The organism is Pseudomonas sp. RC10-4-2 (genome assembly GCF_050433085.1).
Lineage (GTDB): Bacteria > Pseudomonadota > Gammaproteobacteria > Pseudomonadales > Pseudomonadaceae > Pseudomonas > Pseudomonas aeruginosa.
Map to the genome: position 1 here is coordinate 1,429,656 of NZ_JBNPXX010000002.1, position 24,701 is coordinate 1,454,356.

The window sequence follows — 24,701 nt, forward strand, 5'->3', positions numbered from 1 at the left end:
TTCCTGGTGGTGGATCGAAGCCCGCTAGCTTGGGCAAAGCGCGACGGTGCGTCAAACCGCGGCGACGACCGAAGCGTATCGCCGCGTTACACCGAGGCGGCGATGAGTTCGCGCAGCCAGCGATGGGCCGGATCGCGGTGCGAGCGCTCGTGCCAGAGCATGGCCAGGTCGTAGCCGGGCACCTCCAGGGGCGCCTCGACCACCCGCAACCTGTCGCGCTCGCGTACCAGTCGCGACGGCAGCAGCGCCACCAGGTCGGTGCTTTCCAGCACCGCGCGGAGGAACAGGAAGTGCGGCACCGACAACGCCACCCGGCGTTCCGCGCCGAGTTCGGCGAGCGCCTGGTCGGTGGGACCTAGGAAGCCGCCGCCGTCGGGCGAGACGATCGCCTGCTCGAGGCGGCAGAACTGCTTCAGCGTCGGTCGCCGACGCAGCCCCGGATGCCCGGCGCGCCCGGCCAGCACATAGCGCTCGCTGAACAGCCGGCGACAGCGCAGTCCCGGCGGCGCTTCTTCGAGGGTGTGGAAGGCCAGGTCGATCTCGCCGCGTTCCGCCTGCCTGACGATTCGCGTCGGCGCCAGCTCCAGCACCGCCAGGCGGCTGCCCGGCGCCTGGCGGCGAAGACTGGCGAGGATCGGCAGGAGGATCGCCGACTCGGCGTAGTCGGTGGCGGCGACGCGCCAGGTATGCCGTGACTGCGTCGGATCGAACGGCGCGGCCGGCGCCACCGCCTGCTCCAGGGCTTCCAGGGCCAGGCGTAACGGCTCGCGCAGCTCCTCCGCCCGCGCCGTCGGGCGCATCCCGCGCGGGCCGGGAAGCAGCAAGGGATCGTCGAAGATCGCCCGCAGCTTGGCCAGGTGCACGCTCACCGAGGGTTGGGAAAAATTCAGGCGTTCCGCCGCGCGCGTCACATTGTGTTCGGTGAGCAGCACGTCGAGGGTCACCAGCAGGTTCAGGTCCAGTCGCCGGAGATTAATCATCCATATACCTGGAATTTCGGATATTCATTTCAACTATATCCGGCGATGGCCGATCCTGCGCCCACCTTTTGCCGGAGACCCGCCATGAACGTACTCATCGTCTATGCCCATCCCGAGCCGCGGTCCCTCAACGGTGCGCTCAAGGACTTCGCGGTCGCCCGCCTCGAGGCGGCCGGCCATGCGGTGCAGGTTTCGGACCTCTACGCGATGGGCTGGAAGGCCGTGCTCGATGCCGGCGACAGCCTCGAGCGCGAGGCCAGCGAACGCTTCGATCCTTCCGCAACTTCCCTGCGCGCCTTCGAGAACGGTTGGCAGAGCGTCGACATCGCCGGTGAGCAGGACAAGCTGCGCTGGGCCGATACGCTGATCCTGCAATTCCCGCTCTGGTGGTTCAGCATGCCGGCGATCCTCAAGGGTTGGATCGATCGCGTCTATGCCTGCGGCTTCGCCTACGGGGTCGGCGAACATTCCGACAGCCACTGGGGCGACCGCTACGGCGAGGGCCGGATGCAGGGCAAGCGGGCGATGCTGGTAGTCACCGCCGGCGGCTGGGAGTCGCACTACGCCGCGCGCGGTATCAACGGACCGATGGACGACCTGCTGTTCCCCATCCATCACGGCATCCTGCATTACCCCGGCTTCGAGGTATTGCCGCCGTTCGTCGTCTATCGCAGCGGCCGGATCGACGCGGAGCGTTTCGCCGCGCTGAGCGAGCAGTTGGGCCGGCGCCTCGATGACCTGCAGCGCACTGCGCCGATCCCGTTCCGCCGGCAGAACGGCGGCGACTACCTGATCCCGGCGCTGACCCTGCGCGACGAACTTGCCCCGCAGCGGGCCGGTTTCGCCATGCACCTGGCCGAATGACCTGGGGTCAGGCCTCCAGCGGCTGCGCCTGGGCGGCCCCCTGCGCGCCGCGTGCGGCGAAGAGCTGGCTGCCGATGTGCAGGGCCTGGTCCAGATGCCGGATCGGATCGGCGCTCTCCGACTCCAGCAACAGTTCGGAACGGACCACCCGTGCGCCGCAGTAATCGAAGATGCCATGGTCGATCTGGGTGCGCATCGCCCCGGCGTAGCCGTGCCGCTCGAAGGTGCCGGCATCGGCGCCGCCGACACCGACCAGCACCACGCGCAGGCGCTGCAGCTTTTTCCGCAGGTCGCCGCCGATGCTGTAGTCGAAGGCCCAGCCATTGGAGAACACGCGATCGATCCAGCCCTTGAGCAGGGCCGGCATCGACCACCAGTAGATCGGGTAGACCAGCACCAGGGTATCGGCGCGATCGATGCGCGCCTGCTCGGCGAGGACGTCGGCGGGAGGCGACGCCTGGCCTCGATGCACGGCGTGGTCGGCCAGGCCGAAGCGCGGCTCGAAGCCTTCCGCCGCCAGATCGGCGGTTTCCGCGGAATGGCCGGCACGGACCACGCCTTCGGCGATGCGCGCGGCGAGGGCGTGGGTGAGAGAGCGAGGATGGTGATGGGCGACGACGATCAGGGCATGCATGGGCGAATTCCTCCGGGAATTGCGGGAAGGGGGGGCAAGTCGATAGTCTGGGTAAAACCTACTTTCCGTAGGTTACCTTTAGTAAGTTACTTTTAGTAGGTTATCTATGTCAACGCACTTCCCAGACGACCCGTCGCCACGCCGCCGCCTGTCCCGCGACGAGCGCCAGCGCCAGTTGCTCGAGGTGGCCTGGCGGCTGGTCCGCGAAGAAGGTACCGAGGCGCTGACCCTCGGACGCCTGGCCGAGCAGGCCGGGGTGACCAAGCCGGTGGTCTATGACCACTTCGGCACCCGCGCCCGCCTGCTGGCGGCGCTCTACCAGGATTACGACCTGCGCCAGACGGCGCTGATGGAGGCTGCCCTGGAAGCGAGCGAGGCGACCCTGGAGGGGCGCGCCGACGTCATCGCCCGCGCCTATGTCGACTGCGTGATGCAACAAGGCCGGGAGATTCCCGGGGTGGTCGCGGCCCTCGCCAGCTCGCCGGAGCTGGAGCGGATCAAGCGCGACTACGAGGTTCTCTTCATGGACAAGTGCCGCGCCGTGCTGGAGCCCTTCGCCGGCGGCGGACGGCTGACCGTCGCCGCTCTGCGCGCAATGATCGGCGCCGCCGAAGCGCTGTCGCACGCGGCCGCCACCGAAGAGATCGCCCCGGAAGAGGCGCGGCGGGAACTGTACGAGGCGATCGTGGCGATGGTCGCGCGGAGTCGTCGGTGAAGGAACCGCGTGCCCTGGAGGAATATCGCCGGGCGATAGTGGCGGCCTGTCCGGAGCTGGCGGACGCCACTTTCGCCATCCTGGCCTCGGGCTGGCATTCCACGGCGGTGGAGGTCGGAGGGCGCTGGGTGTTCAAGTTTCCGCGCGGCGCGGAGGCCGAGGCGGCGCTGCTGCGCGAGGCCGCCGTGCTACGCCTGGTGCGTCCGGCGGTGAGCCTGCCGGTGCCGGCGCCGCAGGTGTTTGCGGGACCGCCGCTGTTTTCCCGCCACGAGAAACTGCCTGGCGGTTACCTCCTGGGCGAGGACTACCGGCGCCTGGACGAACCCGCACGGCAGGCGGTCGGCGATGCGTTGGGGCGCTTCTACGCCGAGCTGCATCGACTGCCACCGGCGCGCATGCGGGCGGTTGGAGCCTTGCCGGTGCGTCCCTGGGAGTCGCCTGCGGCGATGCGCAGGCGCGCCTTGCCGCTGCTGCCTGCGGCCTGGCGCGAACGCGCGGAACGCTTGGTGCGGGAATATGCCAAGCTGCCTGCCGATCCGCTGGGTTCGATCTTCGGCTTCTTCGACGGCCATGGCTGGAACATGGCATTCGATAGCGAGGCCGGGCGGCTGAACGGTGTGTACGACTTCGCCGACGCGGGCATCGGTCCGCTGCACCAGGAATTCATCTATTCCGCGTTCATCGATGCCGACCTCACCGAGCGCATCGTCGCCGCCTACGAGCGCTTCAGCGGTCGGCGCCTGGAGCGTCGGCGGATCGCCTTGCTGACGGCGGCGCATCGGTTGTCGGAGCTGGCCGAGCTGGCCGACGAGCCGCGCCATCTGCCGGAGATGCTCGCCGGCGCCCTCGACGGCCTGGCCCTGGCGGAGGCGCAGGGCCTGGCCTGATGAGGGGACGCGCGGTTGTGCTGGGCAGGACGGATATGACCGCGTGCGGACATCCGCCGCGAAGTACCGCTACCGCTCAGAGATAGGCTTGCGCGCGGCGCCGCGAGCGCGGCATGCGGTTCTTCCCGGACAATTCGTTGAGACGCGCCTGCCAGGCCTTGCGGGCGGCATCGCGGTCCTGGCGCTGCGCGGCGGCGAGCCTGGCCTCGGCTTTCGGCCGCGGCGCGGCCTTGTCGATCACTGGCGCAGCGGCGGTGGGGGTGACAGGGGCACTGGCCGGAGCGGCGTTTTCCTGGGCCTGGGCGAAGGCGTTGGTGCGCCGGCAGGTCTTGCAACTGACCTGGCCGACGTCGCTCGAGCCGTTCACGTTGCTGTCGCCGCGCCCGCAGGCTGCCTGGCCGGATTCGCTCAAGAAGTGCGTAACCATCTGATCCTCCTGGAGAAAAAAGGGCGGCATTATTCCCAGAAGTGTCTTCGAGTGCCAGCCTCGGGGGAGAACAGCTGACGAACTGCAAGACCTTTCCGTCGACCTTCGTTCAGTCGGCTGGCCGCCGCATGCTGTCGCGCACGTAGCGGGCCGGGGGGCTGCCGAGCGCCTTGCGGAACATGCCGATGAACGAGCTGACCGACTCGTAGCCGAGGATCTCGGCGGTGCGTTGCACCGAAACGCCGGCGGACAGTTGCTGCAGGGCGATGATGATCTGCAATTGCTGGCGCCACTGGCCGAAGGTCATGCCGGTCTCCCGGCGCACCATCCGCGCCAGGGACCGCTCGCTCATCGCCACTCGCCTGGCCCATTCGGCCATGCTGGCGCGGTCGCCGGGGGCGCGGGTCAGTTCGTCGGCGATGCGGCGCAGGCCGCGGTTGTCCGGCAGCGGCAGGTAGAGCTGTTCGGTCGGCGCCTGTTCCAGGAGTTCCAGCAGCACCCCGGCGAGACGTGCGAGCGGGCCGTCGTGCGGATAGTCCTGCGGTTGCGCGCTCAGGTGCAGGATCAGTTCGAGGACCAGCGGCGACAGGGCCAGGGTGCAGCAGTCGCTCGGCAGGCGTGCCGCCCCCGGCTCGACGAAGAGGAAGCAGACCTTGCCGTTGGCGGTGACCCGGTTGCTATGGGCGATGCCGCCGGGAATCCACACACCGAAACCGGCCGGCACCATCCACAGGCCATCGGGCACCGTGCAGGTGATGCCGCCGCGGCAGGCCACCACCAGCTGGCCCTTGCGATGCCGGTGCACCGGCACTTCGGTGTCGTTGTGCCGGGCCTCCAGCTGCAGGGCCAGGGCCGGCTGGCCGAGCGCGTCGGGATCGAAGCGTTGGGCGAGGTAGGTCTGCGGTTCACGGCTCACGGCAGGTCCTGTGGTTGTCCGAATTCGATTATTTTCTGGCTGAGTAGTCGATATTTGCAAATCGCCACGACCCGTAGCCTGTGCTCCTCAACCCGACAGGAGCGGCCGACCGCTCCGCGCCCTCGATACCCTGGTGCCCTGCATGCTGAGCGAAGTCTCCGTTTCCGGCCTCTACGTGCCGCCATTGTTCCTCTACCTGTGCCTGGCGATGCCGCTCTACCTGCTGCTGGAGCGCCTCGCCTGGCGCTGGCTGGAATGCGCCTGGCATCCCGGCCTGCTGCGTTTCTTCCTGTCGTTCATCGTGCTGTCCGTGCTGGTGCTGAAGTTCTGAGCCGAGGTCCCCATGTCCATCGTTCGTCTTTCCAAGGTGGCTGCGACCTTCGCCTGCGGCCTGCTCGCCCTGTGCCTGGCGTTGCAGTTGTGGCAAGCCTACGTGCTGGCGCCCTGGACCCGCGACGGGCGGGTCAGCGCGCAGGTGATCCGCATCGCGCCGGAAGTCTCCGGCAGCGTCGAGGCGGTGTTCGTCGCAGATAACCAGCGGGTGGCCCGCGGCGATCCGCTGTACCGCATCGATCCGCGCAGCTATCGCCTGGCCGTGCGCCAGCGCGAGGCGGAGCTGGAGCAGGCGCGGGAAACCCTGCGCCAACGTGACGAGCAATGGCGCCGACGCATGCAGTTGGCCGGCGCGGTTTCGCGCGAGGAGGTCGCCAACGCCGGACGCGCCCTGCGTATCGCCCGCGCCCGCGCCGAGGCCGCCGGGGCGGCGCTCGACCAGGCGCGGCTGGACCTGCGGCGCAGCGAGTTGCGCTCGCCGGTGGACGGCTATGTGACGCAGTTGCGCGTGCAGCCCGGCGATTACGCGGCGGCGGGCCGGACCAACATCTTCATCGTCGATCGGCGAAGCTTCTGGGTCACCGGCTATTTCGAGGAAACCAAGCTGCGCAATGTACAGGTCGGCGCGCCGGCGACGATCAAGCTGATGGGGTTCGATCCGCTGCTCGACGGCCATGTCGCGAGCATCGGTCGCGGTGTCGCCGACCTCAACGAAAGCCGTGCCGACAGCGGCCTGCCGCAGGTCAGCCCGAACTTCAGCTGGATACGCCTGGCGCAGCGCGTGCCGGTGCGCATCGAACTCGACCGGGTACCGGCGGGCGTGGTGCTTGCCGCCGGCATGACCGGCAGTGTCGAGGTGCTGCAGGCGGGGACCGCGCGGCACTGGCGGCTGACCCGCTGGTTGCAGGAGTACCTTTGATGGCGGCGTCGGCGTCCGGCGGGCGCGATTGGTACGCGGCGTTGCCGTTGCCCTGGCGGACCGACAGCCTGGGCTACGTGCTGCGCAGCATCGGCGCTGCCGCTCTGGCGCTCGGCCTGGGGCTCTACCTGCAACTGGATTCGCCGTTTTCCGCCGCGTCCACTGTGCTGTTGCTGATCAATCCGGTGCAGGGAGCGGTGGTCGGCAAGGGCTGGTGGCGCGCCGTGGGTACCCTGGTCGGCACGCTCGCTGCCTTCGTCCTGACCGCGCTGTTCGCCCAGAAGATGCTGCTGTTCGTCGTCGCCCTGGGTTTCTGGCTGGGTCTCTGCGTCGGCGTCATGAGCCTGGTCCGGCACTTCTACGCCACCGCCGCGGTGGTCGCCGGCTACACCGTGTGCCTGGCGCTGGGATCGGCCATGGTCGAGCCCGAGGCGGCCTTCGAGCACATCGTCACCCGCGCCTCGGCGGTAATCGTCGGGGTCTGCTGCCTGAGCCTGGTGACCGTGCTCTTCAGCCGCAGGACCGTGTCCGGGCGGGTGCGCCAGCGTCTCGTCTCGCTCTGCGCGGCGACGCTGGCGCTGGTCGCTGCGCGGCATGCCGGTGCGGCTGACGGGGAACTGGAGCGCCGTCGCCGGACGCTGGCCGGCGAGGTCTACGCGGTAGACGACCTGCTGGGTGTCGGTCGCGCCGAGTCGCGGGCGCTGAGCGCTGCGCTCCCGGCGATCCGCGGTGGCCTGGCGGCGCTGTTTTCCACGCTGATGGAGTTCCGCTTCGCCGGCGAGACGCATTGGGCCCGGCGCTTGGCGGAGCGTGGACTGGCGCTGCCGATGGCCGACGACCTGTGCCTGCTGGGCGGCCAACTGGAGCGCGGCGAGCTCGACTTCGCCGGCGCCGCGCGACGGCTCGCGAGCTTGCGCGGTCGCCTGGCGGCGATTCGGCGCGGACTTCCGACAGACCAAGCGGATGCCTGTCGCGAAGGGCTGTTCATGGAGCGTCTCGACGAGCAACTGGATGACCTGCAGGCCGCCCTGCGGGGGTTCGCCCGGCTCGACGGCCGGGCCCGCGCCGACGTCCGCCCAGCGGCTTTTCATCGACATTACCGCGAGGCCTTGCGCAACGGCGCGCGAGCCTGGCTGGCGATGCTGGTCGGCGGCGCCCTGTGGTTCCTCAGCGGGTGGGACCAGGGGCCGACCCTGCTGGCGGTGCTCGGCCCCTACTGCACGCTGCTGGCAGCCTCGCCCTTTCCCGCCGAGGGCACGCGCAATTTCATTCGCGGCACGCTCTACGCGATACCTGCCGCATTGCTCTGCAAATTCCTTCTGCTACCGCTGATCAACGGTTTTCCATTGCTGCTGCTGTGCCTCGCCTTCTTCTGGTCGTTCGGTATCCAGGCCACCACAGTGCCCAGGCGGGCGTTGCAGGGAATCGCCTACCTGATCGCCTTCAACACCCTGGTCGCCACCGGCAATCTCGCCCGCTTCGATTTCGGCGACTTCGCCAACCAGTCCTGCGCCTGGGTGCTGGCGCTCTGCATCAGCCTGCTGGTCTACCGCCTGCTGCCGAAGGACCTGGAACGGCATTCGGCGTCGCTGCTCGACCATCTGCGCCGCGAGACCCTCGCCTTGCTGCGTCGTCGCGCCGGTTTCGACGCGCATGCCTGGCAGGCCCGCCAGCAGCATCGCATCGCCCAGTTGGGCGCGCTGCATGGCATGGAACATCCGCGCAGCGCGCTGGCCCTGCGCCTGGGCTTCGTATCCCTGCAACTCGGCCGCGAGTCGCGGCGCCTGTGGCGCGCCCTGGCCGGGCTCGACCCGGCCGCCGCGGAGGCGCGGTGGATCGAGCGCGCACTGCGAGCCATCGCCGTCCGCCATCGCGATCCGCCGCTCGCCGCGCGGCACGCACGCCGTGCCGGCGCCCGCCTGGCGGCCGCCGGCGAGTGGCGCCTGGCCGCGATCCTCACCGACCTCGCCTGGTTGCTCCGGGCCTATTCGCAAAGCGTCTCGTCCGACGGGGCGCAGCATGGAGAAAAGACCTCATGAAAACCTCGTTCTTGCTGGCCTTGCTGCTGTCCTGCTGGTCCCAGGTCCAGGCGGCGGACGACGACGGGAAAGAGTTGCCGCCGATCGAGCGCTACGACTACGGCATGCCGCTGGACATCGAGCGGGTGCTTTCCGTCACGCCGGTGCCGGCCACCTGTGGCGTGGTGCCGCTGGTGATGCTCTACCGCGACAGCGCCGGACGCCTACATCGCTTGCAGTACCGAGGCCTTGGCGCGGGCTGTTCGCGGCACTGAGAAGCGGGCGAAGGCGCTGTCTCAGCGCGCCGCGCCTTCGATGATCGCCAGGACGTCGCCGATGGCGTGCTCCAGGTAGTCGCCCGCCTTGTACGCCGCAAGCGCCTGCGGACCGCCGTCGAGCACCGCCTGCGGCCGTTCGACGAAGCGTCCGAGCAGGTTGAACTCCTCGTCCAGCACCAGTACCAGCGGAATCGCGATTCGCTCCAGCGCCAGGCGCTGGCGCAGGTCGTCCTCGGCGCGGCCCTTGGAAATGATTGCCAGCTCGATGTTCGGTTGCAGGCGCTGCGCGAAGTCCAGCGCGGCCAGGTTGATCTGGCAGTCCGGGCACCACATTTCCCCGGCGACCAGCAGGCGATAGCGCCGTTCGATGCGTTGCAGGCGTTCCGTCAGCGCGCTCGGCAGCCCGTTGCTTTCCAGCTTCTGCCGGAACCGCGCGACCGCGCCCTGTTCCGTGGCCAGGCCATGGCCGACGAAGGCGGCGAAGTCTTCTCCGATATCGAACAGTTCCGCGTAAGAGGCCATGCTGGTTTCGCTCCTGTGCTTGGGGAGGGATGGCGCGGCGGATACGCCAGGCAGTCGCGCCACGCCGGGGCGGCCAGGGTAGCGCGCTCGCCGCGTCGCGGCGAGCGCCGGCGTGCTTCGCCGGGACTGGTCGTTAGCATGGCGCGGCTGGTAAAAAGACAGCGCCCCCACTGCCCGCCAAGGCCCGCCCGATGCTGATCGACCTGCCTTCCACCCGTCCGGTCTTCGCCTATGCCCAGGATTATCTCCACGGCGAGCGCGTCGAGCTGCACCGGCATTCGCGCGCGCAATTGATCCATGCGCTCAGCGGGGTGGTCACGGTCGGCACCGCCGAGGGCACCTGGGTGGTGCCGCCGGGACGCGGTGTCTGGTTGCCGGCCGGTATCGAGCATGCCCTGCGTTTCGCCGGCCAGGTGCGCATGCGCACCTTGTTCATCGCCCCGCAAGCGCGCCACGACCTACCGCGGGACTGCCGGGTGGTGGACGTGCCGCCGTTGCTGCGGCAATTGATCGTCGCGGCGATGCGGATCGCCCCGGACTACCCGCCGGGCGGCCGCGACGAGCGGGTGATGGAGCTGATCCTCGATGAACTGCGGGTGCTGCCGATCCTCGCCCTGCACGTGCCACAGCCGGTCGATCCGCGACTGGCGGCGCTGTGCCGCAGCCTGCGCGCCGAGCCGGCCGCCGACTGGAGCCTGGGCGATGCCGCGCGTCGCCTGGGCGTCAGCCCGCGGACCCTGACCCGCGCCTTCCAGCGCGAAACCGGTCTCAGCTTCGTCCAGTGGCTGCGGCGCATGCGCCTGCTCGCCAGCCTCGATGCGCTGGCGGCAGGGCACTCGATCCTCGAGGTCGCACTGGACCTCGGCTACGACAGCCAGAGCGCCTTCAGCGCCATGTTTCGCCGGACCCTGGGCGTTTCGCCGAGCCTCTATTTCGGCCGCGGCGCCGCCTACGGAGTGGCCGAGGGCGACTGAGTTCAGTCTTTCTGGCGCAGCATCAGCGAGGCCAGGGCGCAGGCCAGGAGCGCCACGCAGGAAAGGTAGAAGGCGTCGGAGTAGGCCATCAGGTAGGCCTGCTGGCGCACCCCGTGGTCGAGCAGGGCCAGCGCCTGCTGCTGCTCCGGCAGTTGTATCCGCACCTGGCCACCGCCCAGGCGCTGCTGCAGGGCGCCGTCGAAGATCGTCAGGGTCTCGCCGATCCGCTCGGAGTGGAAGCGCTCGCGCAGCGAGACCAGTTGCGTCAGCAGCGCGGTGCCGATCGCGCCGCCGAGGTTGCGCAGCATCGAGATCAGCGCCGAGGCCGAGCCGGCCTGGGCCTTGTCCAGGCCCTTCACCGCCAGTACCGAGAGCGCGACCATGATCAGCGGCTGGCCGATGCCGCGCACGACGATGGAGGGGATGATCACGTTGCGTCCCGCGTCGGCGTTCAGGTGCGCGCCCATCCAGCAGCCCAGGGCCATGATCGCGAAGCCGCCGGCCACCAGCAGCTTGGGGTTCAGCCAGCGCATCAGGCGCGGCAGCAGCGGCGCCAGGAGCAGTTGCACGAGGCCGTAGAGGATCAGGCTGTCGCCGATCTGCCGGGCGTTGAAACCCTGCAACTGGGACAGGTAGTTGGGCACCAGGAACACCAGGCCGAAGGTCGCCGCGCCGAACACCGCCATCGCCAGGCTGGACACGCCGAAGTTGTAGCTGCCCAGCAGGCGCAGGTTGATGAACGGCCGCGCGCCCCACAGTTGGCGCTGTACGAAGAGCAGCAGGGCGAGCACGGCGAGGACGGCGAAGGTGCGGATGAAGCCGGACTCGAACCAGTCGCGGCGGCCACCTTCCTCCAGCACGATCTGCAGCGCGCCGAGGCCGGCGACCATCGCGCCGATGCCGAGCCAGTCGGCCTGGCGCAGGCGTTCGCGGTCGCCGTCGCGGGGGCGGATCGACCAGGCCACCGCGGCCAGCAGGGCGATCCCCGGCAACAGTTGCAGGAGAAAGATCCAGCGCCAGGAATAGGCATCCGCCAGCCAGCCGCCGATCGACGGGCCGGCGGCCTGGGCCACACTGTTGGAAAGGCTGAACAGCGCCATGCCGAGGGGTATCCGGCTGGACGGCAGCTCGGTGAGGATCAGTTGCATCGACAGCGGGATCAGCACCGCCCCCGAAGCCCCCTGGATCACCCGGATCAGGATCAGCGTCGACAGGTTCGGCGCCAGCGCGCAGCTCAGCGAACTGAGCAGGAACACCAGCGAGCCGAGGAGCATCACCCGGCGCAAGGAGAACACTTCCACCAGCCAGGCGGTAAGCGGGATCATACTGATTTCCGCGACCAGATAGGCGGTGGAGATCCACGAGCCCTCCTCGAAGGTGGCTCCCAGCGCGCCTTCTATCTCCGGCAGCGCCGCGCTGGTGACGTGCACGTTCATGCCGGCCATGAAGCAGCCGAACAGGCCGCCGGTGACGGCGACCCAGGCACGCAGCGATACCTTGTCGTCAGCGCTCATCGGCGGAGGCTCCGTCCGGTTCGCGAGTGTCCACGGTGGCGATCACCGACATCCCCGGAAGCAGCCGGCCCCGCTCGGCGGCGTCGGCGTCCAGGCGGATACGCACCGGGAAGCGCTGGACGATCTTGGTGAAGTTGCCGGTGGCGTTGTCCGGCGGCAGCAGCGCGAATACCGCGCCGGAGGCCGGCGCCACGCTGTCGACGCGGCCGCGCCAGCGGCGGCCGAACGTGTCCACCTCCAGCTCTACCGGTTGCCCGGGACGGATGCGTTCGAGCTGGGTCTCCTTGTAGTTGGCCACCACGTAGGCCTGCTCCAGCGGCACCACCGCCAGCAGCGGCAGCCCCGGCGTGACGTACTGGCGCAGGCGCACCTTGCGCTGGCCGACGCGGCCGGCGAATGGGGCGCGGATTTCGGTATCGTCCAGGGCGTGGCGCGCCAGTTCGCGCGCCGCCGCGGCTTCCTGCAGCTCCGCCTGGCGCTGGGCGAGCGCCGCCTCCGCCTCGCGTCGCCGGCTCTTCAGTACGTCCTTGGCGGCGCGCTGGCGGCCTTCCTCGGCGCTTGCCCGCCGCGCCGCCGCCCGCGCTCGCTGGTGCGCCGCGTCGGCGTTCTCCAGGCGCTGGCGACTGGTGGCATGCTCGTCGGCCAATTGCCGGTAGCGTCGCCAGTCGGTCTCGGCGCGGCGCCATTCGGCTCGCGCCGCTTCGCCATCGGCGCGGGCGCGGCTGATCGTCTGCGCCTGCTCCAGCAGTTGCCGATCGAGGGTCTCCAGCTTCGCGCGCTGGGCTTCCAGCGCCGCCTGCGCCGCCGCTTCGCGGGCCTCGGCGGCGCGCAGGCGCTGGCGGAAGTCGCGCGGGTCCAGGCGCAGCAGCAGGTCGCCGGCCTGGACGTCGGCGTCGTCGGCCACCAGCACCTCGGCGACGTAGCCGGAGACCTGCGCGCTGACCGCCACCCAGTCGGCGCGTACATAGGCATCGTCGGTGCCCTCCAGGAAGCGTCCGCTGCTCCACCACCAGGCCAGCAGGGCGGCGAGCGCGATGGCGCCGGCGAGGCCGCTCAGCAGCCAGGTTCGGCGCCGGCGCGTGGCTGCTGGCATGGTTTCGCCAGTGGTGTGTTCGATGGGTTCCCTGATTGCCTGGTTCATTGTCCGTTTTCCTGGTGGGAGGGGCTGGGAGCGGCTTGCCAGCCGCCGCCGAGAGCCCGGAACAGTTCGACCTGGCGCTCGGCGACGCGCATCTCGGCGTCGACCAGGCGCGCCCGGTCGGCGACCAGGCTGCGTTGGCTGTCGAGCAGCTCGAGGGCATCGAGGGCGCCGGCGCGATAGTTGCTGCGCGCCAACCGGTAGGCGTGGCGCTGCTCGTCGAGGGCACGCTGGAGGTCGGCACGCCGCTGGCGCTCGCCGGCATACAGCGCCAGGGCACGCTCGACCTCGCGCAGGGCGCCGAGCACCGCTCCGTCGAAGCGCGCCAGGGCGGCGTCGCGCTCTGCCGCTGCGCTGTCCAGGCGGCCTCGCGCGCTTTCCCGGTTGGGGAAGCGCCAGCTCAGCAGCGGGCCGGCCGCGTAGGCCAGCGCGCCGCTGCCGCCGAGGCCGGCGAGGGTCACTGCGGAGGTTTCGGCGCCGACGGCGAAGCTGATGCGCGGGTACAGCTCGGCTTCGGCCAGCGCGCGCCGGGCGTCGGCGGCGGCGAGCCGGCGCTCGGCCGCGCGGACGTCCGGGCGGCGCGCCAGCAGGCTCCAGCCGTCGCCGGTGGGCAGGGCACGGCGCAGTTGCGGTATGCCGGCGCAGGTCGCGGCAGGAGCGTCCAACTGGCGCGGCGAGCGCCCGCTGAGCAGCGCCAGTTCGTAGAGTGCCGCGCGCCGCCGCGCCTCGAGCATCGGCAGCGCGGCGCGGGTCCGCTCGCGCAAGGCCAGCAGCCGGCGTCGCTGCAGCTCGCTGGAAAGGCCGGCGGCGAGCTGGCGTTCGCTCAGCGCCAGGCTCGCGTCGAGCAGGCCGACCGATCGGCGTTGTACCTCTGCCCGTCGCGCCAGGGCGCAGGCGCGGACGTAGGCGAGGGTGGTCTGGCTGGCCACGCTGACCCTGAGCAGGTCGCGCGCCGCTTGCGCCGCTTCGGCATCCGCCTTCGCCGCGGCGATGCGGGCGCGGACTTCGCCCCACAGGTCCAACTGGTAGGACAGGTCGAGGCGGACGGTGTGTTTCCACTGGCTGCGTACGTCCTCGTCGGTGGCTTCGGCGAGGGTCTGGTCGTCGCCGTCGCGCCCATACTGGTAGCCATAGCCGACCTCGGTCCGTGGCCAGCGTTCGCCCTGTGCGCCGCGCAGATGGCCGAGGAGCGCGCGGGCATGGGCATCGGCCGCCGCCAGGTCGCGGTTGTGGCGCAGCGCGGCGGCCACCAGGCGGTTCAGCCCAGGGTCCTGATAGAGCGTCCACCACTGGGCGGGCAGCGCGTCGCCGCGGGTTCCCGCCACCCTCGACAGGCCAGGGTCGAGGCTTTCCGCGCGTGGCGCGGGTTGGTTGCGGTTCGCGCAGCCCAGCGCGGTGGAGATCCCCAGCGCCAGCGCCACGCAACGCAGATGACTGGCAAGCGGCATTGCCCTGCTCCCGTGTCTGAAAGAGCGGGGAACGGTAAGGCAGGCGCGGGCGGCCTGCGCCGGCAAAAGCGCCAGTCATCGTCGCGAAATGGACAGTCGGCGGATTTTTCAGCGTTGTCGCATCAGGTACGGGCCGCAGCCCAGGGCCAGCAGCCCGGCCGGGATGGCCAGCAGGGAGATGCGGGCGATCTGCCGGGAGTAGCGGTTCACCCCGGCAAAGCTGTTGCCCTTGGTGGCGGTCTCCCGGCGAAACCCCGGTCGCGGCTTTCGGCGCGGCTGCGTTCGAGAAGGAACTCCACGGCGACCACGCCCAGCCAGAATGCGACGGCGAACAGGCGAAGGGACAACGGCAACGGGTGCATGGCGCGCTCTCGCTGGTCTTTCAGGCGTTCTCCGGATGCCATCTCAGCCAGCGCAGAGCGTCGTCCCACAGCGCCTCTGCACCGGCGCGGAAGTAGCCCATGTGTCCGAGCGGTCCACCGTCGGGTCGCAGGTCGAGGGTTTCCAGCGGTGCGTTGCGGTAGGCCTCGACGAAGGCGTCCCGCGAGCGCGGCGGTGCCCAGGGATCGTCCAGGGCGGTGGCGAACAGACAGGGCGTGCGCACTGCGGCGTAGCGCTGGTGGAGGTGGCGCATCGCCGGGTCGTCGAAATAGTAGCGGGGATGGCGGCACCAGCGCTTCCAGTCGCGGTAGACCCCCAGCGGCAGGTCGTCGCCCATGCCCAGCAGGCTCCAGGCCATGTAGCCTTTCCAGGCCACCAGCGGCGGCAGCACCAGGGTCCACAGCAGGCGCACCTTGAGCGCTTCGCGGCGCGACATCCAGCCGCTCCAGCCGGCGCCGCTGCCGAAGCTGTAGCAGGCGGCGAGCCGCCCATGGTCGGGCAGCAGGCCGATGGCGTGGCCGCCGAAGGAGTGGCCGATCCAGTACAGCGGCCGCTCCTCCCGGCCGAGCAGCTCGACGGCGGCGGCGAGGTCCCGGTAGGCCCAGTCCAGGTAGGACATGGCGAAGCCCTTCAGGCTTGCCGGCGCGGATTCGCCGATGCCGCGATAGTCCAGGGTGAGTACGTCGAAGCCCTGGCGCGCGGCGTGTTCGGCGAAACGCCGGTAGAAGCGCTGGGCGACGCCCGTCGCGCCGGCCACCAGCAGGTTGCCATGGGCGTGGCCCGGCGCGTGGTAGCGGTAGGCGGACAGCGGATAGCCGTCGGTCGCGGGCAGGGCCAGGCGTTCCATCCGCACCGGCGCTGCGGAATGTTGAGTCAACGAAGTCATGTCGGTTTCCGCAGGAGAGATGGAGCGGAGCGACCGGGGGTCGACCCGCAGGGGAGCTAGCGGCCTTTGAACGCCGGCGCGCGCTTTTGCACCATCGCCAGCACGCCCTCGCGGACGTCCTCGCTGCCGATCAACGCGGCCAGCGACTCGTTGACCCGCGACAGCGCCGCATCGTCCCCCTCGTCGCGCCCCTGGAACGCCGATTGCAGCGCGGCGCGCACCGCCAGCGGCGCGGCCCGGGCGATCCGCTCGGCGTATTCGAGGGCCCGTGCCAGTTCCTCGCCGGGTTCCACCACCTCGGTGAGCAGGCGCATGCGCAGGGCTTCGTCGGCATCGAACTCATCGCCGGTGAGGATGTAGCGCATGGCGTCGGTCCAGCCCGCCGCGCGCGGGAAGCGCACGGTGGATCCGCCCAGCGGCGGGATGCCGCGTAGCACCTCCAGATGGGCGAAGCGCGTGCCGCGCGCGGCCACCGCGATGTCGGCATTGAGCATTAGCTCTATCCCGGCGGTCCAGCAGGTGCCTTGCACCGCGACCACCAGCGGCTTGCTCCGACGCGGCTGGACCACGCCCCAGGGATCGACGCCGCCGTCCGGATAGCGGAAACCGCTGGCGGCGAGCTTCGGTGCCAGTTCCATCAGGTCGAGCCCGGCGGTGAAGTGCTCGCCATGGGCGAAGAGCACGGCACAGCGGGATTCCTCGCTGCGCTCGTATTCACCCATGGCCAGCGCCAGGTCCGCCAGCATTGCGCTGTCGAAGGCGTTGCGCTTGCCCGCGCGGTCCAGGCCGATGAGAAACAGATGACCGCGCTGCTCTCGGGTGACGCGGCCCGGGCCGCTGTTGGCTTCGCTCATGATGCCTCTCTCCTGTGCTTGGGTTGGTGGAGCGGAAACTTCTTCTAGTTACCTACCGAACATTCGGTTTTTAAAAACTAAACAAACATTCGGTAACCGTCAAATTGAGGCGCCAAGGCTTATGGCATAGAATCAACGCCTTTGATCGAGAGCAGGAACCTTCCGTGCGTCCGTTGAAAATCTCCCGCGACGAGCTTCTCCAGCGCTGCGCCGGCACCTTCCGTCGCTACGGCTACCACGGCACCACCATGGAAATGCTGTCCAGCGCCTGCGGCTTGACCAAGGCCTCGTTCTACCACCACTACCCGAACAAGGAAGCCTTGCTCCGCGACGTTCTCGAATGGACCCACCAGCGGCTCGCCGAGACGCTCTTCAGCATCGCCTACGACCCGCTGCTGACGCCCCGCGAGCGCCTGGAAAAACTCGGCCGCAAGGCCGCCCGGTTGTTCCAGGACGACAGCATCGGCTGCCTGATGGGCGTGGTCGCGGTCGACGCCAGCTATGGTTGCAGCGAGCTGATGGCGCCGATCCGCAGTTTCCTCGACGACTGGGCGCAAGCCTTCGCCCAGCTCTACCGCCCGGCCTTCGACGAGGCGCAGGCGCTGGAGCGCGGCCGGCAACTGGTGGCCGATTTCGAAGGCGCCATCCTGCTGGCGCGCATCTATGGCGAGCCGGGCTATATCGATGGCGTCACCCGGCGAGCGCTGGAGCAACTGGCGGGCTAGCCTGCGCCCGCCTTCAACCTGAACGAAGCGTTTCGCCAGGCGGTCGGAACAACAGGTCCCCGTTCCGGAAGCTGAGTCCATGCCGCTGCGCCGTGCCGTTTTCGCCATCCTTTTCGCGTCCCTGGGCAGTCCTTTGGTCGCCGCCGAAACACCCCTGCGCCTGGAGCGCCTGGAGCGCTGCGGCGATCTCCTGGCCAGCGAGCGGCAGGAGTGGTGCCTGCGCGTGCGCGGCCTGGGTGCCGGCCTGCCGCGCCTGTTGCTGGACGGCCGCGAACTGCCGGCCACCGCCCTGCGGCGCGAGGGCGACGGCCTGCGGCTCCGCCTGGACCGCCGTGGCCACGCCAGCGGTCCGCTTTGGCTGGAGCAGGGCGGGCGCAGCAGCAATCCGGTATGGCTGACCCTGAACGGCAGCCATGTGCTCGCCGCCGGTCCCGACGAGGTGGCGAAGAACATGGATGGCCTGACCACCTACGTCGACCTGGTCAGCCTGTTGATCGAGGAGAACCACGACGGTCGCCGGGAGGCCGAACGCCTGGCCGATAAATATGGCGCGCGGGTGGTCGGCGCGATCCCGCCGTTGAACCTCTACCAGTTGCGCCTGCCGGCGCGCGACCTCGTCCAGCGCGACGCGCTGGTCCTCCGCATCGGCAGCGAGACCAGCGTGGACGCCGTGGTGGTGGAGGAGTCCGCGCCGGAGAAGGGCGAGGAAACCGAGGCGGCGCGCCGGCCCGTGGACAAGCCGGACAGCGACTCCGACGAGTGGGCGGCCAATCGTTTCATGGACGCGGTGAACTATTACCAGCGTCGGGTCCGCGCCCGCCAGGCGCCGCTGGAGACCCGCCCGGTGCGCATCGGGGTGATCGAGCGCGACGTCGACTTCGACGCTCCCGACTTCGCCGACTACCTCGGCCCCTGCAAGGCGCCCGCACCGCGTACCTGCCTCTACGCGCGCGATGCCGAACGTCCCGACAACCACGGTTCGACGGTCGCCGGCATCCTCGCCGCGCGCTGGGACCAGGGCGGCAACAGTGGCTTCCTGCGTGGGCTGGACCGCGCCAGCCAGGGTTTCGAAGTGATCGTCGAGCGCAATTCGGATGCTGGCATCACGGCCAACGTCGCCGCCTCGGTGAACCTGGTGGAGGATGGCGTGCGGGTGCTCAACTGGAGCTGGGGCATCCACCGCGTCGGCGCTCGCGACGTCGATGGCGACGAGGTGGATTCGCTGGTGCGCTCGGGGATTGCCATGAGCGGCTACGAGGAGTTGCTCGAGGAGTTCTTCCTCTGGCTGCGCAAGGAGCATCCGGACGTGCTGGTGGTCAACTCCGCCGGCAACGGCTCGTCCTACTCCGGTACCGACGAATACCGCCTGCCGTCCTCCTTCGTCACCGAGCAGTTGCTGGTGGTGGGCGGCCACCAGCGCAGCGAGCGCCAAGGCCTGGCGGTGGACGACCCGGCCTACGCGGTCAAGCGCAGCACCTCGAACGTCGACATGCGGGTGGATGTCACCGCCGCCGCCTGTACCCATGCCTCGACCCTGGAGCGGGACGCGCGGGGCGAGGTGCACTGCGGCACCTCCTATGCCACGCCGATGGTCGCCGGCACGGTCGCCGCCATGCTTTCCCTCAACCCGCGGCTGCGACCCGAGGAGATCCGCATGCTGCTCCGGCGCAGCGCCATGACCATCGGCGGCGACTACGATTTCGAGCCGGCCGATGCCGAGGACCTCACCGCACCGATCCTGCCCTCGGAGCGCGGCTACCGCCTGGACCACCGCGACGTCGGCCGCTCGGCGCGGCTGGACATGCAGAAAGCCCTGGACCTGGCGGTGAAGAGCCGCGAGCGCGTGCGCTGAGGCGTTCCGCCGGCCCGGGGCCTCACGGCGAGGCTTCCAGCAGCCGGGCGAGGCGTTCGGCGAGTTCGTTGTGGCGGAACGGCTTGGTCAACACCTCGAAGCCGTTGAGTTGCTCGGGCCTGAGGTTGGCGTAGCCGGTGATGACCAGCACCGGCAATTGCGGGAAGCGCTGGCGCAGTTCCTCGGCAAGCTGCACGCCGGTCTTGTCGGCCATGAGATGGTCGGTGACCAGCAGGTCGGGCGCCAGGCCGCGCTCGACCTCGCCCAGGGCTTCCTCCGCCGACGCCGCCTCGCTGACCTGGTAGCCGAGATCGCCGAGCAGCAGCGCGGTGGTGTAGCGCACCATCCTGTCGTCGTCGACCAGCAGCACGTGGGTCGGCCGCAACGCTTCCGGTGCGTCCGGGCAGCTTTCTGCGGTGGATTGCGTCTGCTCCGCGGTGATCGGCAGCCAGATGCTCACCCGGGTCCCCTTGCCGATCTCCGAGTGGATGCCCAGGCCGCCGCCGGACTGGGCGACCAGGCCCTGGACCATCGACAGGCCAAGGCCGGTGCCCTTGCCCACGCCCTTGGTGGAAAAGAACGGCTCCATGCAGCGGGCCAGCACCTCGGCGGGCATGCCTCCGCCGTTGTCGGCGACTTCCAGGCACACGTAGCGGCCGGCGCCGAGACCGTCCACTGCGCCGTCGATCACCAGGTCGGTCCGCGCGCCTATTTCCAGGCGGCCGCCTTCGCCCATGGCGTCGCGGGCGTTCACCGCGAGGTTGAGGATGGCCAGTTCGAACTGGTGCGGATCCACCACCACCGCCGGCAGGCGTTCCGGGATCTCGATGCGGACCTCGATGGTCGGGCCGAGCGAGCGCTCGATCAGGTCGTGCATGCCTTCGACCAGCTCGCGCAGGGCCACCGCCTGCGGCTTGAGGGTTTGCCGGCGGGCGAAGGTGAGCAGGCGACCGACGAGGTTCCGCGCCCGTTCGGCGGACTGTAGCGCTCCGTCGATGAGGTCGGTGGAGCGGGCGTCGTCGAGCCGCCGGCGGATCAGTTCCAGCGAGGCCATGATCGGCGTCAGCAGGTTGTTGAAGTCATGGGCGATGCCGCCGGTCAACTGGCCGACCATCTCCATCTTGCGTGCCTCGTGAAGCTGCGCCAGGGCGCTTTCGCGCTGGGCGAGCATGGTCGCGACACGTTCTTCCAGGCTTTCGTTGAGTTCGCGCAGCTCGTTCTCGGCGCGTACCCGCGCGCTGATGTCCATGCACACGCAGAGCAGGCCGCTGGCGGCATGCTGCTCGTCCACCAGCGGCGTGACCTGGTTCTGCACCCACACCGTATCGCCGTCGGGGCGAACGTAGCGGCCGCTCATCTCGAACGCCGCGCCGGTCGCTCCGCCTGGCGCCGCGGGGAGGGCGAAGTCGGCGGGGGCGAGGATGTCCTGCATGCGCAGGCCGAGCAGGGTCTCGCGCGAACGGCCGGCGATCTCGCAGTAGCGATCGTTGACCCGGGTGAAGCGCCAGTTCCGGTCGCATACCGCGATGCCCGCGCTGGCCTGGTCGAACATCGCCGCCAGTTGCGCGGAACTGGTGCGCAGCGCCAGCTCCGCGCGGGCATGGGTGAGCGAGGTCCAGGCCAGCTTGGCGGCTTCCTCCGCCAGGCGGCGCGGATCTTCGCCGAGCGCCTGCGGATGGGCGAAGTGGATCGCCAGCAGCGCCTCCAGCCGGCCGTGGCGCAGCACCGGGACGTGCAGCGTGGCGCCCAGCCCCAGGCGCGCGCGGCTCGCCGCCTCGTCGAGACTCATGCCGCGCTCCCCGGCGAGGTCTTCCCGCGCCACGCTGCGTCCGGCATGCAGTTCGCCGGACAGGGTGGCGCCGAACGACAGGTAGCGATGCCGACCGACCGCCGAGCGGCCGTCGTGGAGATAGTCGCGATGAACCTGGAAGGTCATGCCGTCGCCGTTGTCCTCGCCGAAGAATATCCGCGACGCGCCCAGCTCCTCGCCGAGCCGGCGCAGGGCGGTGGCTTCGATCTCCAGGGGATCGGCCAGGGACGGCAGGGTCTGGCCCAGTTCCAGGAGGAACGCCTGGCGGCGTTCGAAACGCACCCGCTCGGTGGTCTCGGTGACGATGCACAGCACGCCGCCGACGGAACCGTCGGTTTCCCGCACCGCCGAATAGGACACGTCGAAATAGACCGTCTCGCCGCGTCCATGGCGTTCGATGTAGAAGGGCCGATCCTTTGCCGCGAAGGTTTCACCGGTCTCGTACACCCCGCGCAGCAGCGGTTCGAGGTCATCCCACAGCTCCCGCCAGTTCTCTATCGCCGGCCGGCCGAGGGCGCGCGGATGCTTGTCGCCGATGCTCGGCGCGTAGGCATCGTTGTACAGGGCGACGAATTCCGCGCCCCAGAACAGCACGATCTGCGCCTTGGCCGGCAGCAGCGTGGCCATCGTTGTCTTCAGGCTCGCCGACCAGGCGTCCGGCGGGCCGAGGGGCGAACTGGCCGCGTCGAGGCTGAGCAACAGTTTCCCGACCGCTCCTCCGTTGGCCAGGAAGGCCGGTGGATGGTCAAGGGTGTTCGGGTCCGGTTCGATGGTGAAAGGCTGTGCCATGTCTGCGGAGTCTTGCTCGGTTCCGGTTGAGGTGGTGGGTCGTATGGAATATAGGAGGGCGGTGGGTGCGCTTGCGTTCAATCCGGCTGGGCGGGATGGCGCACGGGGGCGCTCGACCGTTACCGCGAGGCGGAGCCTGGCGACGATTTCGTACGCGGTGCCCGAGACCGCGATGGAGACCTGACGTCGGGGCGAACGACGCCACCGGCGTCATTCGCCATGGTCGGGTCAACCGGAACGTCGAGCGGCTACCAGGCGCTGCTGCAGGCGCGTCAGGAAGGCCACTTCGAAGGCGGTCTTCTGCATCGGTGTGGGCAGGCTGTCGCGGCCGAAGGCGAAGGCGGTCCAGAGCTGGCCTTCGATCTGGTCGGCAAGCCAGTTCTCGGCCTGGCGGACGCCCTTGTCGATGGCGGGCTGGGCGGGAACCGGCCAGAGCAGGGAGAGACCGGGTTGCCGGTCGGCGGGGGGAATCTCGACCATCAGGTCCTTGTAGCGTTCGATGATTGCGTCGACGTGGGTCTTTTCCTTTTCATCCTTCGTCATGCTGGGTACTCCGTTTCTGAGAGTCACATGACCTGCCGCCTTCGCTGTCAATCGATGGAGGCAGGATCGCGCAGGGTTGACAGACCGGGAAACGGAACCGGCAGACCACGAGGGTCTCCCCACGCGATCCGCCATGAAGGCCCGCAGTTGGAAAACTGCGGTCGAGCCGATGCCTGCAAAAGCATTCGCTGCTTTCGCATGCACCGCTCGGCGCATCGCGCCGTCTCTTCGGGCTGTCAAACCCGGTCACGGATTTGGCCGTGACGGGCGCAGGATAGGGGCAGGCAAGGCGGGGAGCAAGGGCGGGAACGGGTGACGGCAGAGGCTATCGGCAGGCAAGGCGTTGGCTGAAGCGATTCATTGAAATAACCCGGCCTTGGAGCGCGCCGTTAATCATCGTTTACCAGGAGAAAACAATCCGCCTGGACTGTTCGATTCAATATTTTGTGATGCGCTTCACGTAATAAGAGTATTCCTTATGAGCCACGCAAAAGTGTCATTCGCTTCTTCGAAGAGGGCGCTGCCGAAGTTGCACGCTAGTTGGGCACGCCGCGAGGGCGGCTCGGCACTTTGGTGCATAAGGATATAACCCTTTCTTCATTTCTGATTTTCGTCAGAGTTCGTACCGGGGCGACCGTCCGTCATTCGATATTAATTAAAAGCGTCAATAATCCGTTTAGGAATCAGGGGCTTGGAAATCCACCTGGCAGAACTGACAGGTCGGTATGCCCAACCAAAGTATTGAACTGATTTAAGTGGTGGTACAAATTTGCCTTTCCCATGTTAGTCCTACTTAACAGGCGAAGCGGTGGAGAGCGCTCTGTTGCGGGCTGCTCGGGATTAAATGGGTTTCGCCCTCGGGGGGCTCCTGTCTTCCAATAAAAACAAGTTGTCGCCAGGCCTGATGAACTTTCAGGTACCCGCGTTCCGTTTTCTCGCGGAACTCACTGACTGCGCTTAACCGCGTGACCGGTTCGGTCGGTAAACAGCGACCTGCGCCGGAAACGCGATAACCGAGACAACTCAATCGAGGAACAGAAGATGGGATTATTCAATGCAGCCGCGAACCTGTTCGGCCAGGTCTACGAGCGTGCGACGCAGGTGGCCGCCACCGCCGTCACGGCGGTGGCGGACGTGGCCAGGACATTGGTGGGCTCCACCGTCGACGCCGTGGAGCAGCAGGTGCACGAAGCGCTTACATCGGTGCATGACGCCGTTGCCAGCGTGGAGCAGGCGCTGGAGGGTACGGTCGGCGCGGTGGCCGGCACGCTCGGCGAGATCGCCGGCGACGCCCTCGACACCGTAGGCTCCGCGGTCGGCACGCTGGGCGGGCTGGCCGGCAACTCGCTGGCGATCGCCGACGACTTGTTGCACGGGCGCGTCGAGCCGGAGGATTACCTGAAGCTGGTCGGTGACCTGGGGCAGGGCGTCGGTGCCACCGTCGGCCATGCCTGGGAATTCGGCAGCGACAGCCTGAAGGCCGCCAACGATCTCTACCACGCCGCCTACCAGGGTGGCTCGCTAAGCCTCGGCAATAGCGACGGCCTGCTCGGGGTCAATGTGATCGGCTCGCTGCTCGGCGGCAATCACGACCAGGGCGTGATTCCCGATAGCCGCGGCATCCTCGGCCCGCTGCCGATCAACGTCTCCCTCACCGAGCAAGGCCTGACCTTTGGCGGCGAGACGCCGCTGACTCCGCTGGTCACCGCAGCCCTGGCGCTGAATCCGATCACCGCGCCGCTGGTGCCGGTGCTGGCGCCGCTCAACCTCGGCGGCCTGGGAGTGGTCGGCTCGGTCGACAAGGAAGGCTTCAGCGCCAAGTTCTACGGTATCGCCGGACCCAGCTACAACCTCGGCGTGGCCAATCTCGGCGGCACCCTGGAGCTGGGTAGCTACAACGAGGTCAAGCTGCTGAGCTGGAACGAGGTGACCCTCAAGGACCTGCCCATCGTCGGCGGCATCCTCGGCTACGTGCCGGTGGTCAAGGACATCGGTGTCTCGCTGCCGACGCTGGACCTGCACTTCGACAGCAAGCTGTATGCGCAAACGATTGCCGGTGTCGATGTCGCCGGGGTCGGGCCGAAGGGCCAGATCGAGCTGGTGCATGACCTCGACAATGACCTGTCGATCGTCGCCGGTATCGCCGGGGATACCGCGCACAGCGCACTGGACGGGGCCGGCAAGGTGCTCGCGGCGCTGCTCGGCCACGGCGGCGAAGCGGCGCCGCCGACAATCCAGCTGATCGGCGCCGACCCGGCGCCGGAGCATCAGGCCCTGGCCGCCTGACGGCGAGG

The 24,701-nt window shown here is 69.0% G+C and carries 23 protein-coding genes; 11 read left to right on the forward strand and 12 right to left on the reverse strand.

Going from position 1 to position 24,701, the window contains the following annotated elements:
- Nucleotides 1–86: 86 nt before the first annotated feature.
- Nucleotides 87–980 (reverse strand): LysR family transcriptional regulator, encoded by an 894-nt coding sequence (locus FHW81_RS14770; protein ID WP_003116363.1) that lies wholly within the window; start codon nt 978–980, stop codon nt 87–89.
- An 84-nt stretch (nt 981–1,064) separates the two neighbouring features.
- Here FHW81_RS14770 and FHW81_RS14775 point away from each other — a divergent pair, with 84 nt between their 5' ends.
- Nucleotides 1,065–1,844, forward strand: a complete 780-nt coding sequence (locus FHW81_RS14775; protein ID WP_003162621.1) for an NAD(P)H-dependent oxidoreductase — start codon at nt 1,065–1,067, stop codon at nt 1,842–1,844.
- A 7-nt stretch (nt 1,845–1,851) separates the two neighbouring features.
- Here the strand turns inward: FHW81_RS14775 and FHW81_RS14780 are convergent, their stop codons facing one another.
- Nucleotides 1,852–2,478 carry an NAD(P)H-dependent oxidoreductase gene (locus FHW81_RS14780; protein WP_003082512.1) on the reverse strand — a complete coding sequence of 209 codons (627 nt, stop codon included), beginning with the start codon at nt 2,476–2,478 and terminating at the stop codon, nt 1,852–1,854.
- Between the two features lie 106 nt (nt 2,479–2,584).
- Here FHW81_RS14780 and FHW81_RS14785 point away from each other — a divergent pair, with 106 nt between their 5' ends.
- Together FHW81_RS14785 and FHW81_RS14790 are read left to right on the forward strand one after the other, a co-directional pair.
- The gene (locus FHW81_RS14785) at nt 2,585–3,193 is read left to right on the forward strand and encodes a TetR/AcrR family transcriptional regulator (RefSeq protein ID WP_016851869.1); all 609 of its coding nucleotides are present in this window, start codon (nt 2,585–2,587) and stop codon (nt 3,191–3,193) included.
- A gap of 38 nt (nt 3,194–3,231) precedes the next feature.
- Complete coding sequence (locus FHW81_RS14790; RefSeq protein WP_003120541.1) at nt 3,232–4,080, forward strand: aminoglycoside phosphotransferase family protein; 849 nt, start codon at nt 3,232–3,234, stop codon at nt 4,078–4,080.
- Between the two features lie 76 nt (nt 4,081–4,156).
- Here the strand turns inward: FHW81_RS14790 and FHW81_RS14795 are convergent, their stop codons facing one another.
- Complete coding sequence (locus FHW81_RS14795; RefSeq protein WP_003082515.1) at nt 4,157–4,507, reverse strand: hypothetical protein; 351 nt, start codon at nt 4,505–4,507, stop codon at nt 4,157–4,159.
- Nucleotides 4,508–4,616: 109 nt separating this feature from the next.
- Nucleotides 4,617–5,423: an AraC family transcriptional regulator gene (locus tag FHW81_RS14800; RefSeq protein ID WP_003082516.1), complete on the reverse strand. Its 807-nt coding sequence runs from the start codon at nt 5,421–5,423 to the stop codon at nt 4,617–4,619.
- Between the two features lie 133 nt (nt 5,424–5,556).
- Here FHW81_RS14800 and FHW81_RS14805 point away from each other — a divergent pair, with 133 nt between their 5' ends.
- The 4 genes from FHW81_RS14805 to FHW81_RS14820 are packed head-to-tail and all read left to right on the forward strand — an operon-like array spanning nt 5,557 to nt 8,968.
- Nucleotides 5,557–5,754, forward strand: a complete 198-nt coding sequence (locus tag FHW81_RS14805) for a DUF1656 domain-containing protein (protein WP_003082517.1) — start codon at nt 5,557–5,559, stop codon at nt 5,752–5,754.
- Nucleotides 5,755–5,766: 12 nt separating this feature from the next.
- On the forward strand, nt 5,767–6,675 hold the full coding sequence (locus tag FHW81_RS14810) for an efflux RND transporter periplasmic adaptor subunit (protein ID WP_003112442.1): 909 nt from the start codon (nt 5,767–5,769) through the stop codon (nt 6,673–6,675).
- A complete protein-coding gene (locus tag FHW81_RS14815) occupies nt 6,675–8,714 on the forward strand; it encodes an FUSC family protein (RefSeq protein ID WP_030046516.1) in 2,040 nt (679 codons plus the stop codon). Before FHW81_RS14810 ends, FHW81_RS14815 begins: the two co-directional genes overlap by 1 nt.
- On the forward strand, nt 8,711–8,968 hold the full coding sequence (locus tag FHW81_RS14820; RefSeq protein ID WP_003107483.1) for a DUF2790 domain-containing protein: 258 nt from the start codon (nt 8,711–8,713) through the stop codon (nt 8,966–8,968). Before FHW81_RS14815 ends, FHW81_RS14820 begins: the two co-directional genes overlap by 4 nt.
- A 21-nt stretch (nt 8,969–8,989) precedes the next feature.
- Here FHW81_RS14820 and FHW81_RS14825 read toward each other — a convergent pair whose 3' ends face one another.
- On the reverse strand, nt 8,990–9,493 hold the full coding sequence (locus FHW81_RS14825; RefSeq protein ID WP_003107482.1) for a thioredoxin family protein: 504 nt from the start codon (nt 9,491–9,493) through the stop codon (nt 8,990–8,992).
- Nucleotides 9,494–9,684: 191 nt separating this feature from the next.
- Between FHW81_RS14825 and FHW81_RS14830 the strand changes: the two genes are divergently transcribed.
- Nucleotides 9,685–10,467: an AraC family transcriptional regulator gene (locus FHW81_RS14830; RefSeq protein WP_003082522.1), complete on the forward strand. Its 783-nt coding sequence runs from the start codon at nt 9,685–9,687 to the stop codon at nt 10,465–10,467.
- Nucleotides 10,468–10,469: 2 nt separating this feature from the next.
- On the opposite strand, the gene FHW81_RS14835 is transcribed toward FHW81_RS14830, so the two are convergent.
- The 5 genes from FHW81_RS14835 to FHW81_RS14855 form a co-directional block, all read right to left on the reverse strand.
- A complete protein-coding gene (locus FHW81_RS14835) occupies nt 10,470–11,981 on the reverse strand; it encodes an MDR family MFS transporter (protein WP_003082523.1) in 1,512 nt (503 codons plus the stop codon).
- A complete protein-coding gene (locus FHW81_RS14840; RefSeq protein ID WP_023096883.1) occupies nt 11,971–13,122 on the reverse strand; it encodes an HlyD family secretion protein in 1,152 nt (383 codons plus the stop codon). Before FHW81_RS14840 ends, FHW81_RS14835 begins: the two co-directional genes overlap by 11 nt.
- A complete protein-coding gene (locus tag FHW81_RS14845; protein ID WP_023103333.1) occupies nt 13,119–14,567 on the reverse strand; it encodes an efflux transporter outer membrane subunit in 1,449 nt (482 codons plus the stop codon). Before FHW81_RS14845 ends, FHW81_RS14840 begins: the two co-directional genes overlap by 4 nt.
- A 382-nt stretch (nt 14,568–14,949) precedes the next feature.
- On the reverse strand, nt 14,950–15,834 hold the full coding sequence (locus FHW81_RS14850; RefSeq protein WP_031756314.1) for an alpha/beta hydrolase family protein: 885 nt from the start codon (nt 15,832–15,834) through the stop codon (nt 14,950–14,952).
- Between the two features lie 56 nt (nt 15,835–15,890).
- Nucleotides 15,891–16,688 carry a crotonase/enoyl-CoA hydratase family protein gene (locus tag FHW81_RS14855; protein WP_003086719.1) on the reverse strand — a complete coding sequence of 266 codons (798 nt, stop codon included), beginning with the start codon at nt 16,686–16,688 and terminating at the stop codon, nt 15,891–15,893.
- Between the two features lie 164 nt (nt 16,689–16,852).
- On the opposite strand from FHW81_RS14855, the gene FHW81_RS14860 reads away from it, so the two are divergent.
- Nucleotides 16,853–17,413, forward strand: coding sequence for a TetR/AcrR family transcriptional regulator (locus tag FHW81_RS14860; RefSeq protein ID WP_033940034.1), 561 nt, complete (start codon nt 16,853–16,855; stop codon nt 17,411–17,413).
- Nucleotides 17,414–17,492: 79 nt separating this feature from the next.
- Entirely contained in the window at nt 17,493–19,265 is a 1,773-nt protein-coding gene (locus FHW81_RS14865) for a S8/S53 family peptidase (protein WP_003086721.1), read from the forward strand.
- A gap of 22 nt (nt 19,266–19,287) precedes the next feature.
- Here FHW81_RS14865 and FHW81_RS14870 read toward each other — a convergent pair whose 3' ends face one another.
- Complete coding sequence (locus FHW81_RS14870; RefSeq protein WP_025270930.1) at nt 19,288–21,864, reverse strand: PAS domain-containing protein; 2,577 nt, start codon at nt 21,862–21,864, stop codon at nt 19,288–19,290.
- Nucleotides 21,865–22,092: 228 nt separating this feature from the next.
- A complete protein-coding gene (locus FHW81_RS14875) occupies nt 22,093–22,407 on the reverse strand; it encodes a LasR-specific antiactivator QslA (RefSeq protein ID WP_003086723.1) in 315 nt (104 codons plus the stop codon).
- Between the two features lie 1,041 nt (nt 22,408–23,448).
- On the opposite strand from FHW81_RS14875, the gene aprX reads away from it, so the two are divergent.
- A complete protein-coding gene (gene aprX, locus FHW81_RS14880; RefSeq protein ID WP_003122213.1) occupies nt 23,449–24,693 on the forward strand; it encodes a type I secretion system-dependent protein AprX in 1,245 nt (414 codons plus the stop codon).
- The last annotated feature ends 8 nt before the right edge of the window (nt 24,694–24,701 follow it).